Below are 13,353 nucleotides of genomic sequence, written 5' to 3' on the forward strand. Positions count from 1 at the left end.
TCCGAAACGGGACACCTGTTTGCACCAATCTTACGATTTGCCTTCGTTCAGACGTCCGCCAGACCTGACGGCAAAGAACTGATCCGCTTCACTTCCTTCGAGTCGAGCCAGTTCGGCGTGCGAGCGCAATACAGCACCATGGGCAACGCGTCTTCGCCCCAGAACAATTGATTGTTCAGACGGAAGGTCGGCACGCCATAGACGCCCAGACCGATCGCATCCGTGGTGTTGCGCTGCAACTGCGCTTTCACGTCTTCGCTCTTGATGAGTTCCGGGCCATCCGGCACGCCGACGCGCTCGCATAGTTCGGCGAATGCCGCATCGCTCGACGGATCGCGGCCTTCGCGCCAGATGAACCGGAAAATATCGCGCACGAAGCCGATATCGCCCTTCACCGCGGTGGCGAGCAGGAGCGGTTTCATCGAGTCGAACGGATGGGTCGGCGGCATCTTGAACGGAATGCCAAGTTGGTCCGCGCGAAACAGCGCGTGGCGGTACATGAAGGTGCGTTTCGCGGGTACGCTGTAAGCGGGCCGCTGACCCCAGTGGTGATATAGCTCGTTAAGCACGACCGGCGTGAACGCGAAGTCGAAGCCCGGCCATTTGTCGTGTTGCTCGAGCAACAGGTAGGTGAACGGCGAGACAAAATCGTAAAGCCACAGCGGTTGCCTGGCGTCGATGCCAACGGTCATGAATGTCTCCCGGATTGCCTGGTCCGAACGATGTTGTCTGCCGGATCGTCGGAATTGTAATGATCTTACGCGGTGCAGGCGCTACTTGCACCGGTCAATATGGCTTCGGGTCCGCGGTGGCCGGCTCGGCGGACGTCGAACCCGGCTCGGGCCCGTCGTCCGATTCACCCGATTCGTCCGACTCACCCGCTTCGTCGCGCTGAGCGTCGCGGCTATGGGCGAGCCGCCGGCGAACAAAGCCGATATGCTCGCGCAGCACATAGAACTGATCTGCGTAGGCGAGCGGCATTTTCAGCCCGTTTACCGATTCTTCGATCGAATCGAGCCGCTCGATCAGCGAGGTGCGTTCGGCGGCGGAATGCTCGCTGAGCGCGCTTCGCTCGATTGCGATCAGCGCGCCGTACCAGCGGTAGATGCGCGATTTCACCCGCCACGCATACAGCGACGGCACCACGCGCAGGGCCGGAATCAGCAGCACGATCAGCGGCACCACGACCACCAGCAGCCGGTCTGCGAGACTCGCCAGCCAGAACGGCAGGATCCGGTAGAGGAAGCTCTTGCCGGACTTGTAGTAACGGGCGGCGTCGTCGCTGATCGGAAAATCGTGGGCGAGCGGCGCGGGGAATTCGCCGGCGCGTTGCATGACGTTCGCCTTGCCGTGGACCTCGCGCGCCGCTTCGATCAGCAGATCGGATAGCGCGGGGTGCAGCGAATCGCGCGCCACCAGTTCGGCGGTCGGCGCCACCATATGAATCGGCGCGGACGGCAGGTTCTTGCCGAGGTCGAACGCGCCCATCGGCATCTCGAGCTGCGTTAGATACGGAAAGCGGCGGGTGTAGGCATCGGCCTGCGTGAAGTCGTAGAACTGCACATTCGGCGTGCGATAGAGCTTGCCCATCACCGCCGGCTGCGCCGAATCGCCGGCCAGAAAAGCCGCGTCGACTTTGCCGGCGACGAGTGCCTGGGCGGCGGCGTCACCCGAGAGCGGCAGCAGTTTGGTCGGTCCGCCCGGCTCGATGCCGTTGGCCTTGAGCAGCGCGAGCGCCAGTTCGCGCGTGCCACTGCCCTCGGCGCCGACCGCGAGGCGCAAGCCCTTGAACTCGGAGAGCCGCGCGACCGTCGGCCCGTGATAGAAGATCGCCAGCGGCACATAGGCCACGCTGCCGAGCGACATCAGCCCCTCGCTTGCCGGGCCGGGCGCGACGCCGTCCTGCACGAAAGCAACGTCCACGTTCGACTTCGGGTCGGAGAGCCGCTTGAGATTCTGCAGCGAGCCTTCCGAGGGCAATACGTTCAGAGTGATACGGTTGCGCGCCAGAATCGCCTTGTACTTCTGCGCGGCATTCCAGAAGGTGCTGCCTTCAGGTCCGGCGCTGATCGTCAGCGTATTGGGCGGAGCGGGCTGGATCAGGCGCACGGCGACCCAGATTGCCGCGGCGGCGATCAGCAGGATCGGCCCGAACGAGACCGCCAGATCGCGCCAGGAGATCGCCACGAAACGGGCGACGAGACGGGGAGGGCGTTTGCGGCCGGTGGCTGGCTTCATCAGGTGACGTGACGGCTACGGTCGAAAGTGAACAGGGTGGTGGCGCTCTGCGGCGCGCGAACCGGGGCGAGGTGCTCGCGCCATGCCGGGCTGGCTGCCGCGAAAGACGCACGCGCCGCGCGGCAGCGCACGTCGCGCCGATGGTACCTGAGAATCGCCCGTCGACCCATCGTCCGGTTGGAGGGGACATCGTCAAAGCCGTAACAATTCGTGAACGACGCGTGAATAGCGCGTGAACGCTTCATGAACCGCCAGTGAACCACCCCTACGCCAAAATATGAATTGCGCATGAATAAAACACGATCTATACGCTCATGACAACCCGCAGACACCCCGAGGGACGACTAAACCCTTTGCGCTTCTGGCGTGGCTAGATTAAATTGTGCATCGCTGTCGCGAACAAGACGTTTGCGCGGCGTGACCCGGCACGACAGACAAGAACCGGGCGCGCCGGCGGACTTCGCGGCTTGCCGGCTCCCGTACCGCATGGCATGCGTGGCATCGCATGCGACTAACGGCGGCCGGCCTCTCTCGCCTCTCGCACACCGTGTTGCAGCCATAGTCGGCCGTCGCTGAGCCGCGCCTTGCCGCGTCTGAAGCATGGCTGCCCGTAGTCGTAACGAAGCCGCTTGTTATATGCGGTCCAATGTGTAGCTAAGGAGAAAAGAAACTATGAAATCGGTCGGTTTTCTGAAAACGCTGGGTTCGGTCGTGGCAATGGTGGTGGCGTGCAATGTGTACGCTCAGGCAAGCGATGCAACGGCGACCGGCACGACCGCAGCGCCGGCTGCCAACACCAAGGCCGTCAAGAAGGCCAATAGCCAGCTGGGTCGCAAGGTGCGCAGCGCGCTCGCCAAGGCGCAAGGTGTCGACGTCTCGAACATCGCCGTGCGTGCTCGCGGCGGCGCGGTGACCCTGACGGGCTCGGTGCCTGACCAAGGCCAGATCGACGCTGCCGGCGAAGCGGCCAAGGGCGTTGCCGGCGTGACGTCGGTGTCGAACAAGCTGACCGTGGTTCAACAGTAAGACGGCTGCGATGGGCCGGCCGCATTGAGCGGCCTGGCACGAGCGGCTTGCAGCAAGCGCGCAAGGCTGTATCCGAAGCGGCATGCGATTCGATATCGCAATGCCCCATTGTGATGCATGCCAGTGCGAGGGTTCCGGCGAATAGCCGGAGCCCTTTTTTTTGATTTATTTTTCCTGGTGGCGATTTTTGAAGCGGTGATGATGACTCAGACCCGTGCCTGGCCGAACGCCGGCACCGCAACGGCCCGTCTGTGCGCCGTGACACACAACTGACGCGTCGTGAAGCGTACTGTGATGCGAGGGGAACCGGAGCCTATGCCATGGACATCTCGCTTTTGCGCTATACCGATCTGCCGATCAGCGATCGGGCGGCTTTCGAACTGGTCTGCGCGCGGCACGGATTCGCGCCGGCGCATTTCGACATCAGCGCCCGCCCGGATCCGGACGATGCCGCGCACGAGCGCCTCGTCACAGTGCGGCGGGGCGGCTGGGCGCAGTCGTATCACGACCACCAGGGCCAGTGGGTCAGGCAGTTCGAGACCGATCTGACCTGCAGGTTTTTCAAATAACGCGGCTTGGGTGCGGTGGCGTTTTTTCCACCGCTCGGTCACCGCTTTACCGCCGCTTCATGCCAGCACGAGGCGCACGCCAACCAGCGTGAGCGTCGCGGCGAGTACGTTGCGCAGCAGGGCGTCCGGCGCGCGCGACGACAGATAACTGCCGACCGCGATGCCCGGCAACGACCCCACCAGCAGCGACAGCAGCATCGGCCAGTCGACCGAACCCAGTAGCCAATGACCCGCGCCCGCCAGCAGCGTGAGCGGCACCGCATGCGCGATATCGGAGCCGACGATGCGGGTGGTCGGCAGCAACGGATACAGCAGCAACAACACGGTCACGCCGATGGCGCCCGCGCCCACCGACGTCAGCGACACCAGCACGCCCAGCACTGCGCCGGTCAGCATGGTGAGCGCGAGCGTGCGGCTTTGCCTGGGCGCGCGCTGGTGGCGCGCGCCGAGCGCCGCGAGTTGCGGGCGGAAGACCAGCGCCACGGCGGTCACCAGCAGCGCGACGCCGAGCACGATCTGGATCAGCCGGCTCGTGCCCGGCGTGTCCATCCCATATCGATGCAGCAGGATCAAGGTGAGGGTCGCGGCCGGCACGCTGCCCGCTGCGAGACGCAAGGTGATCTGCCAGTCGACGGAGCCTTTCAGACCGTGCACCAGCGTGCCGGTCGCCTTGGTGGCGGCTGCGTACAGCAGATCGGTGCCGACCGCGGTGGCCGGATGCACGTTGAACAGCAGAACCAGGATCGGCGTCATCAGCGAGCCGCCGCCGACGCCCGTCAGTCCGACCAGAAAGCCGACAAACAGGCCGGAGACGGAGTACAGCAGATCGATGTGGGGAAGAGACATTGAGCAGACCGCTGACGGTCGGGTGGGTTGGATGGGTTCGGGGAGGCAAGGCCGGTGCGCACCTGCCTTCGAGCATGAGCGAACGTTGGCGACAGGCCCGCGGCGGCGCGGCGAAAACCGCTATTGTCGCAAAACTGCCGCGCTTGCGTACTAAGCGCGGCGCGGCGGCTTTGAGCGCCGCCCGCGCGGCGCCGCTAAACCTCGTTCAAAGCGCGCGGCGAATCTCGACGATACCGAACGCCGCCAGCGTGATTCCGACGACCCGGTCGATCGCCACGCGCAACTTGCTGCCGATCGCATGACGCGCGAGCGACACCACGGTCACGAGGAAACACCACCACGCGATCGAGCCGCAAAACACGCCACCGACCGTGGTCAATGCGATGCTCGACGAAAACGCCCCACGCGGCGCGAGCGTCGTGAACAGCGCGGCGAACATGATGACGGTTTGCGGGTTGGTCAGCGTAAGCAGCAACGAACTCGCGTACGCGCGCAGCGCGCCCGCGCGGCCCACCTGCGCGAGCTTGCCATTGGCGTCGCTGCTGCCATTGCCGTTCCCGTTCCCGTTCCCGTTAGCGTCGGCGGGCGCTTTCTGCAGCAAGGTACGCACGCCGAGATACAGCAGGAACAGACCGGCGAGCAGATGCAAGGGCCGGTCGTAGGCGAGCATGAACTGCGAAATGCCGACCAGGCCGAGTGCCGCGATCAGGCCATAAACCGCATCGCCGGTCGCAATGCCGAAGCCGATTGCGAGCCCCGCGCGCGGACCGCCCGTCAGCGTGCGGCGAATGCACAACATGCCCATCGGGCCGACCGGTGCGGCAATCGCGAGGCCGACACCGGCGGAGGTGACGAAGAGACTGGCGGTGGACATGGGAAATCCTTTATGGGTTGTTCTGTACGCGATCGGCGGTCGCGGGGCCGCACCGCGTTAATCTGCGCAGTTTGACACACGATCCGCATTCTCAACTTCGCATGCGATTGACGGCGCAAACCGGTGCGCTGGCCGTGGATACCCTGGAATGGACTCGGCCAGCGCCTTCCTCGGGCATAATTTTCTCACTTCAAACACCGTGGGCACGCCCGTTCATGTGGCAAATCGATCAGGTGACATTGCGCTTGTTCATCGCCGTCTGCGAGGAAGGCACGATCGCGCGTGCGGCCGAGCGCGAGTTCATCGCGCCTTCCGCGGTCAGCAAGCGGCTCGCGGATCTGGAAGCGCTGGTCGACGTCGCGCTGCTCTCGCGCAGCCAGCGCGGCGTGCGCGCGACCGCCGCCGGCGAGGCGTTGCTCAAGCACGCGCGGCTCATCATGCGCGGCCACGAACGGCTGCAGGCGGAACTCAGCGAATACGCGGCCGGCGCACGCGGCCATGTGCGGGTGCTGGCGAACGTGTCGTCGATGGTCGAGTTTCTGCCCGAGGCGCTGTCGGTGTTTCTGAAGGCCAATGCGCAGATTCGTGTCGACGTCGAAGAGCGCGTCAGCGCCGAGATCGTGCGCGGTCTCGAAGAGGGTGTGGCCGACCTCGGCATTTGCCGCGATGTGGTGCCGATGGGCAGTCTCGATGTATTGCAGTATCGCGCGGACCATCTCGCGCTGATCGTTCCGCGGGATCATCCGCTGGCCGGTGAGGCCGCCGTCGGCTTTGAGCAGACCCTGGCGTTCGACCATCTTGGGCTCGCATCGAACGCGTCGGTGAACGCGCTGATGCAGCGCATTGCGGTCGAAAAAGGCAGCGAGCTCAACTATCGAACCTATGTCTCGACCTTCGACGCCGCCTTTCGTTTTATCCAGGCGGGCCTTGCCGTGGCGATCCTGCCGAGCGAGGCGCTGCCAAAGCATGCAGCGGACGAATACGGCATCGTCGCCGTGCCGTTGCGCGAGGCGTGGGCAGAGCGGCGCTTCGTGATCTGCATGCGCGATCGTAAGGCGCTGACGCTGACGGCAGCGCATCTGCTCGACCACTTGCTGCGCTCGACCTGAGCGCCGGCTGCCCCTGAAAAGCCCTTAAGGGTTTCCCCTTTGCGACGGCGCACGCCCGTCCTGCTTGCCTTCGCCGCCATCGCGAGCGGCGATGGAGTGCGTCGTCAACGCAGACTTTGCCGTGCGCTCACTGGCGGGCACGCTGTCACCCAGCTGCTTCTCCCCCTGCTTTCCACGCACAGTTCAAGACCGGGATTCAAGACCATGAGCGACACCCAGGAACGCGTTGTCGTGACCGAAGTCGGCATGCGCGACGGCTTGCAAAGCATCGCGCGCACGATGCCCACCGAGTTCAAACGGCGCTGGATCGACACCGCTTATGCCGCCGGCGTGCGGCATATGGAAGTCGCGTCGTTCGTGCCGGCAAAGCTGCTGCCGCAAATGGCGGATGCCGACGAAGTGATCGCCCACGCGCTCACTTACGACGATCTGATCGTGACGGCGTTGGTGCCGAATCTGAGGGGCGCGCAACGTGCGCTCGAGTGCGGCGTGCATCGGATCGTCGCGCCGATTTCGGTGAGCACGGCGCATAGCTTCGCCAATGTTCGCAAGACGCCTGCCGAGATGATCGAGTCGTTTGCCGCGATGCGCGAGCTGATCGATGACGCGGCTGGTGAAAGCGCTAGTGCTGGCACGCGGCGCGTCGAATTGATCGCCGGATTGTCGACGGTGTTCGGTTGCACACTGCAAGGCGCGGTGCCTTATGCCGATATTGCCGCGATTGCGCGCGCCGCGTTGCAGGCGGGCGCCGATGTCATCGCGCTCGGCGACACCACCGGTGAAGCGACGCCGCGCCAGGTCGGCGAAATTATCGACCTGGTGCGAGAGGTCGCGGGCAACAAGCTGCGCTCGCTTCATTTCCACGACACGCGTGGCCTTGGTCTCGCGAATACGTTGATCGCGCTGCAGCACGGCATCCGTGAATTCGACGCCTCGCTGGCCGGCCTCGGCGGCTGTCCGCATGCGCCGGGGGCGACCGGCAACGTGAACACCGAAGACCTCGTATTCATGCTCGACAGCATGGGCTACGACACCGGCATCGACCTCGCCAGGCTCATCGCGTCGCGCGACGTGCTCGCTGAGGCGCTGCCCGGCGAACCGCTGTACGGCTATCTGGCGCGGGCCGGTTTGCCGAAGCAGTTCGGTGCCTCCGCTCAACATCAACGTCAACGTATTGACCCTTCCGAATCACAGGTGCTGCAATGACTTCATTTGCTTCTACGTCTGCCTCTTCGGCTTCCTCCGCACCTGCTGCTTCGGCGGAGCAAGCGGGTGCGTTGCCGCTCGCGGGGATTCGCGTAGTCGAGCTATCGCATATGGTGATGGGGCCGACATGCGGGATGATTCTTGGCGACCTCGGCGCCGAAGTCATCAAGGTCGAGCCACCGCGCGGCGACGGTACGCGCCGTTTGCTCGGCACCGGTGCAGGCTTTTTCCGCACCTTCAATCGCAACAAGAAGAGTGTCGCACTCGACCTCGATAGCGAAGCAGGACTGGCCGCGCTGCACAAGCTGGTCGATACCGCGGATGTATTCGTCGAGAACTTCAAGCCGGGCCGCATGGCGAGCCTGGGTCTCGATTACGCGTCGCTGCGCGAACGCAATCCCAGGCTGATCTACGTCTCGCACAAAGGCTTTCTGAACGGTCCGTACGAACACCGTCTCGCTCTGGACGAAGTCGTGCAGATGATGGCTGGCCTCGCTTACATGACCGGACCGGTGGGCCGTCCGTTGCGTGCGGGCAGTTCCGTCAACGACATCATGGGCGGCATGTTCGGCGCGATCGGCGTGCTTGCCGCGTTGCACGAACGGCATACGAGCGGACGCGGCAAGGAAGTGCAGAGCGCGCTGTTCGAAAACTGCGTGCTGCTTTCCGCGCAGCATATGCAGCAGTTCGCCGCGACCGGCGTGCCTGCTGCGCCGATGCCCGAGCGCATCAGCGCATGGGCCGTCTACGACGTATTCCGGCTTGCCAACGACGAACAGATGTTTATCGCCGCGACCGGCGACGGACAATGGCGCGCGCTGTGCGCGATTCTCGGCCGCGCCGACCTGCTGGCCGATCCGCGCCTCGCGACCAACAACGACCGCGTGCTGGCGCGCGAGTGGTTGCTGCAGACGCTTGGCGAAACCTTGAGCCGTTTCGAAGGCGCGGCGCTCGCGCCGCTGTTCGAACGCGACCACATTCCCTTCGCGTCGATCACGAAACCCGAGGACCTGTTCGACGATCCGCATCTGAACGAGAGCGGAGGCCTTGCGCGATTGACGCTCGACGACGGAAGCGAAACCGCGATGCCCTTGCTGCCGATTTCGATGGACGGTGCGCGTCTGCAACCGCGTCAGCCGATCGCAAAGATCGGTGAGCACACTACCGATGTGCTGCGCGGTCTGGGCTACGACGAAGCGCAGATCACGGCGTTGGGCGGCGATGTGGCGAGCGTGCCGCGAGAAGCTGCGTAAGCGTACTGACTCATGAGGCGTCACGCAAAGCTGTCAGGGCACAACGGACCCGTGAGGCATCCCGCGCGAACGCTTGGGCGTAGCGACCTTGCTTGTGGGTGTTCGACGCGTCGAGCGTAGTCAAACAATCTCATCCGGCGTCAGACCGGAATTCATGGAGACAGACGATGAAATCGTCGAATCAATCGATGTATGCGACAGCGGTGGGCGATGCCGGCGCGCTCGGTGGTTTGCCCTCAGGCGCAGGCGCGTCGGCGGGTGGCCGCGCTGAAGAGATCGCGCTGGATGGTGCGCGCATTTCCGCGCGCCTCGACCGTTTGCCTGCCACGCGTTCGATCTGGCAACTGGTGATGCTATTGAGCCTCGGCCTCTTCTTCGAACTGTACGACCTGATGTTTTCCGGCTACATCGCGCCGGGCCTCGTGCGCAGCGGCATCCTCACCGCGACGACGCATGGCTTGTTCGGCACCAGCGGCGTGGCGAGTTTCATCGCGGCGTTATTCGCAGGGCTGTTTATCGGCACGGCAGCATGCGGATTTCTCGCCGACCGTTTCGGGCGGCGTGCGATCTTCACATGGTCGCTGCTGTGGTACACGGCGGCCAACGTCATCATGGCGTTCCAGGACACGGCGCTTGGGCTCAATCTCTGGCGCTTCATCGCGGGGATCGGCATTGGCGTGGAGATCGTGACGATCGGAACGTACATCTCCGAGCTCGTGCCGAAGCATGTGCGCGGCCGCGCGTCGGCGTTTTCGCAGGCGGTCGGATTCTGCGCGGTGCCGATCGTTGCGTTTCTATCGTACTTGCTGGTGCCGCACCGTTACTTCGGTCTCGACGGCTGGCGTCTGGTCGTGCTGACCGGTGTAGTGGGTGCAATTGTGGTGTGGTGGATTCGTCTGCGTTTGCCGGAGAGCCCACGCTGGCTCGCGCAGAAAGGCCGTATCGAGGAAGCCGACGCGGTGATGACGCGACTCGAAGCGCGCGTCGAACGGGAATATGGACGCCCCTTGCCGGAGCCGGCCTTGCCCGAACCGGTGCGTGCGCGCGCGGCGTTTCGCGATCTGCTGGTGCCGCCGTATCGCAGACGCACGCTGATGCTGATCATTTTTCACGTGTTCCAGACGATGGGTTATTACGGCTTCGCGAACTGGATTCCGACGTTGCTGATCAAACAGGGCATAACGGTCACGACGAGTTTGATGTACGCGAGCATCATTGCAATTGCTGCGCCGCTTGGGCCGTTGCTGGGAATGCTGATTGCCGACCGCTTCGAGCGTAAGACGGTGATTATCTGCATGGCGGCGGTGAATGTGGTGTGCGGGTTACTGTTCAGCCAGGCGCGGGAGACGGTGTTGCTCGTGAGTTTGGGTGTGTGCCTTGTGCTGGCGGGCAACATCATTTCGTATAGCTACCACGCATATCAGGCCGAGCTGTTTCCGACGAGTATTCGGGCGAGGGCGGTGGGATTTGTTTATTCGTGGAGCCGGATTTCGGCGATGTTTTCCGCGTTTGTGATTGCGGGGTGTTTGAGCCGCTTTGGCGTGAACGGGGTGTTCGTGTTTATTTCGGGCGCGATGGTGATCGTCATGCTGGCGATCGGGACGCTTGGGCCGAAGACGCGGGATGTCGCGTTGGAGGATATTTCGAAGTAGTGGCTGGACGGGGGTGAGGCCCGCCTGGCGGGGCGGGTTTGCTCGTTTAGGGCTTTGTTAGTTTTTCTTCTGTGTCGTCGATCCGCTCGGCGCTACGCGGATCGGCGGCGCGCCAGAGGGTGAAGTGGCCGGTTTTGGTTTTTTGTCCTGCTTCGGTTTTTTCACTTCGCGGTTACTGCGCATTTGACCCTTGGCCATGATGGGCTCCCCAGTTGGCTTTTATCGCTCCGAAAGGGAGCAGTGCAGTAGTGTGCGCTGATTTTTGTGTTTATGGGGGGATTGTTGTTTGCCTGTGTGCTTGTGGTGTTGGCCTTTCCTTGCTTTGTTAGTGTTTTGTTAGTGGTTTATTAGCGTTGCCCCTGTGCGGGGCAACGCTAATAAACCACTAACAAAACAAGGAAAGGCCAACCCCGCAGGCTGCCAGACGCTAACGAACCACTAACAAATCAAGAAAAGCCCAAAGATTCCAGATCAAGAAAAGCCCAACACCATAAAAACACAGACAACCAAAGCGCCGCGCAGGCAAAACCCCAAAAACCTAACCTTACCGCCCCTTCCCCCTCCGCCAGGTCTCCGACGGCAACTCCCCAAACTGCCCGCGATACTCATTCGAGAAATTCCCGAAATGCCAAAACCCCCACCGCGTAGCGACCTCGGTAACCGACCCGGCACTTTGCAATTCACGTCGCACATGATCAAGCCGGACCGCACGCATATAAGCCGACGGATTCACCCCGAGGGAGTCCTCAAACGCATACTGCAACGTTCGCCGACTCGCGCGAAACCGCGCACATAACTCCGCCACTGACAGCGGACAATCCGGCGACTCTTCCACAACCTCGCGAACGCCACGCACGAGTTGCCAGTTCCGCGCGGTACGCGCTTCGACATTCCCGTGCGGGTCCGCATCCTGCCTGCTCTGAAATGCCTCGGCAAGACCGAATATCACCGATTTCTCGAACGACGCCGCCACCCCCACGTCATCGAGCAAAGTCGGCGTCGCAGCCACCGCGTCGAGTAACTGCTTGAGCACTTCGCGAAAGCCCTGCAACCTCACAGGATCGATGTTCAATACGCCAGGCTTCGCGCCCAGCAGCGGCGTAATTTCATCGAGTTGCGATCGCACCAGGTCATCGTCGATCGCGCCAGGCTCAATCTCCAGATTCACCACGACGTGCTTGTCGGGCGATAAGAACTCGAACCCGCCATCGCCGGAAAACACGTGCAGACCGTCACGATGGCTCGTCTGTCCGCACAGCAGTGCATGCCCTTCCAGTTGAAATGGAATGCCCACGGCCAGCTTTGATCGTGCCACCTGACCGCGTTGATAGACCGTGCGGTTCAGGCGTTCCACCAACACCCGCACGCCGCCCGCGGCGAACGAACTCACCGAGCCGTCGAAGGCGCCGCGCGAAATCTGGCAATAGCTCTGATTCCACGCGTCGAGCAACATCGCCTGCTCGTCAATGTTCCGGCAACAGTGAATCTCGACGGCGCTTGTCTGATTGACCGGCTGCATAGCTTCTCCCGATTCTGGTGGCGCTCCCCGAAAGCCTCGTGCCAATCAGTGTATGCGAAAAAAAAATCGCGCCGCACCCGTGGCTCAGGCCGTTCGCGCTCGCGCCGGCACGCTCGAAACTGTGCGTGTAATGCATTTGTCAGCAAGTCGGATTTTTACGGGATTTTTACTTTTTGCCAATTTTGGATAGTCGCCGTTTTTTTGCCGCCCCTACTTTGTGCACAACGTAGCGCAATGCAATGCATCAGACATGGAACGGGAGTCGCGCATGAGCAGATCGGCAGGCAGGCTGGAAGGCAAGACCGCAATCGTGTCAGGCGGTGCAACCGGCGCGGGCGGCGCGGCGTCGCTGCTATTCGCGCAGGAAGGCGCGCAGGTCGCCGTGGTCGATATCAATACCGACGCGGGCGAGGAAGTCGTGACGCGCATTCGCGCGGCAGGCGGCACGGCCGAACTGTTTGCCGCCGATGTGTCGAAGCGCGCACCGGTGGACGCCGCCGTGGCGAACATCATGGCGCGCTTTGGACGTATCGACGTGCTGTTCAACCACGCCGGCAGCATCGTCGTGAAGCCGTTCATCGATACCACCGACGAAGACTACGACTGGCTCATGAACGTCAACGTAAAAAGCATGTTCATGATGACGCGCGCGGTGCTGCCGCACATGCTCGCCGCGGGCGGTGGGTCGATCGTGTGCACGGCGTCGATTTCGTCGGTGGCGGCCACGCCGCTCGAAGTGCTGTACTGCACGACCAAAGGCGCGTGCGCCATGTTCGCGCGGTCGATTGCCGTCGAGTATCGCGACCGTGGCATTCGCTGCAATGCCGTGTGCCCCGGCTTCATCGATACGCCGCACGGGCGGCGCGAAATCAGCGCGCTCGCCAAGTATGGTTTTGATGCAAGCGAGGCGGCGCTGTCGGTGCAGCAGGGCCGTCTGTGCGCGCCGGAAGAAGTCGCGCGCGCCGCGCTCTTTCTCGCCAGCGACGACGCCAGTTTCGTCAACGGCGCGCACCTGTACGTGGATAACTGCTTTACGGCCGCGTGAGCCGGTCCTTCGTCGC

General features: G+C 63.1%; 14 protein-coding genes. 7 read left to right on the forward strand and 7 right to left on the reverse strand.

What is annotated here, in order from left to right:
- Nucleotides 1-47: 47 nt before the first annotated feature.
- The 3 genes from B0G76_RS38165 to B0G76_RS42640 form a co-directional block, all read right to left on the reverse strand.
- A complete protein-coding gene (locus B0G76_RS38165; RefSeq protein WP_120297828.1) occupies nucleotides 48-692 on the reverse strand; it encodes a 2-hydroxychromene-2-carboxylate isomerase in 645 nt (214 codons plus the stop codon).
- Between the two features lie 94 nt (nucleotides 693-786).
- Nucleotides 787-2,238 carry a TAXI family TRAP transporter solute-binding subunit gene (locus B0G76_RS38170; protein WP_120297829.1) on the reverse strand — a complete coding sequence of 484 codons (1,452 nt, stop codon included), beginning with the start codon at nucleotides 2,236-2,238 and terminating at the stop codon, nucleotides 787-789.
- The gene (locus B0G76_RS42640) at nucleotides 2,238-2,483 is read right to left on the reverse strand and encodes a hypothetical protein (RefSeq protein WP_147394143.1); all 246 of its coding nucleotides are present in this window, start codon (nucleotides 2,481-2,483) and stop codon (nucleotides 2,238-2,240) included. The genes B0G76_RS38170 and B0G76_RS42640 overlap by 1 nt, the downstream gene beginning before the upstream one ends.
- Nucleotides 2,484-2,910: 427 nt before the next feature.
- Between B0G76_RS42640 and B0G76_RS38175 the strand changes: the two genes are divergently transcribed.
- Together B0G76_RS38175 and B0G76_RS38180 are read left to right on the forward strand one after the other, a co-directional pair.
- Nucleotides 2,911-3,264, forward strand: coding sequence for a BON domain-containing protein (locus tag B0G76_RS38175; protein ID WP_120297830.1), 354 nt, complete (start codon nucleotides 2,911-2,913; stop codon nucleotides 3,262-3,264).
- A gap of 320 nt (nucleotides 3,265-3,584) precedes the next feature.
- Entirely contained in the window at nucleotides 3,585-3,833 is a 249-nt protein-coding gene (locus tag B0G76_RS38180) for a hypothetical protein (RefSeq protein WP_120297831.1), read from the forward strand.
- Nucleotides 3,834-3,890: 57 nt separating this feature from the next.
- Here the strand turns inward: B0G76_RS38180 and B0G76_RS38185 are convergent, their stop codons facing one another.
- Together B0G76_RS38185 and B0G76_RS38190 are read right to left on the reverse strand one after the other, a co-directional pair.
- Complete coding sequence (locus B0G76_RS38185; protein WP_120297832.1) at nucleotides 3,891-4,679, reverse strand: sulfite exporter TauE/SafE family protein; 789 nt, start codon at nucleotides 4,677-4,679, stop codon at nucleotides 3,891-3,893.
- A 205-nt stretch (nucleotides 4,680-4,884) separates the two neighbouring features.
- Nucleotides 4,885-5,553 (reverse strand): LysE family translocator, encoded by a 669-nt coding sequence (locus B0G76_RS38190; RefSeq protein WP_120297833.1) that lies wholly within the window; start codon nucleotides 5,551-5,553, stop codon nucleotides 4,885-4,887.
- 215 nt (nucleotides 5,554-5,768) lie between these two features.
- On the opposite strand from B0G76_RS38190, the gene B0G76_RS38195 reads away from it, so the two are divergent.
- From B0G76_RS38195 to B0G76_RS38210, 4 genes are all read left to right on the forward strand, one after another.
- Nucleotides 5,769-6,662 (forward strand): LysR substrate-binding domain-containing protein, encoded by an 894-nt coding sequence (locus B0G76_RS38195; protein WP_120297834.1) that lies wholly within the window; start codon nucleotides 5,769-5,771, stop codon nucleotides 6,660-6,662.
- Between the two features lie 204 nt (nucleotides 6,663-6,866).
- Nucleotides 6,867-7,868, forward strand: a complete 1,002-nt coding sequence (locus tag B0G76_RS38200) for a hydroxymethylglutaryl-CoA lyase (protein ID WP_120297835.1) — start codon at nucleotides 6,867-6,869, stop codon at nucleotides 7,866-7,868.
- Nucleotides 7,865-9,121 carry a CaiB/BaiF CoA-transferase family protein gene (locus B0G76_RS38205; protein WP_120297836.1) on the forward strand — a complete coding sequence of 419 codons (1,257 nt, stop codon included), beginning with the start codon at nucleotides 7,865-7,867 and terminating at the stop codon, nucleotides 9,119-9,121. The genes B0G76_RS38200 and B0G76_RS38205 overlap by 4 nt, the downstream gene beginning before the upstream one ends.
- Before the next feature lie 167 nt (nucleotides 9,122-9,288).
- Nucleotides 9,289-10,773 carry an MFS transporter gene (locus tag B0G76_RS38210; protein ID WP_120297837.1) on the forward strand — a complete coding sequence of 495 codons (1,485 nt, stop codon included), beginning with the start codon at nucleotides 9,289-9,291 and terminating at the stop codon, nucleotides 10,771-10,773.
- Nucleotides 10,774-10,830: 57 nt separating this feature from the next.
- On the opposite strand, the gene B0G76_RS43190 is transcribed toward B0G76_RS38210, so the two are convergent.
- Entirely contained in the window at nucleotides 10,831-10,971 is a 141-nt protein-coding gene (locus B0G76_RS43190; RefSeq protein ID WP_183082296.1) for a hypothetical protein, read from the reverse strand.
- 346 nt (nucleotides 10,972-11,317) lie between these two features.
- Nucleotides 11,318-12,292, reverse strand: coding sequence for a helix-turn-helix domain-containing protein (locus B0G76_RS38215; protein ID WP_120297838.1), 975 nt, complete (start codon nucleotides 12,290-12,292; stop codon nucleotides 11,318-11,320).
- A 268-nt stretch (nucleotides 12,293-12,560) separates the two neighbouring features.
- On the opposite strand from B0G76_RS38215, the gene B0G76_RS38220 reads away from it, so the two are divergent.
- Nucleotides 12,561-13,337, forward strand: a complete 777-nt coding sequence (locus B0G76_RS38220) for an SDR family NAD(P)-dependent oxidoreductase (RefSeq protein ID WP_120298097.1) — start codon at nucleotides 12,561-12,563, stop codon at nucleotides 13,335-13,337.
- Nucleotides 13,338-13,353: the final 16 nt, after the last annotated feature.

It is taken from the genome of Paraburkholderia sp. BL23I1N1, from assembly GCF_003610295.1.
GTDB lineage: Bacteria > Pseudomonadota > Gammaproteobacteria > Burkholderiales > Burkholderiaceae > Paraburkholderia.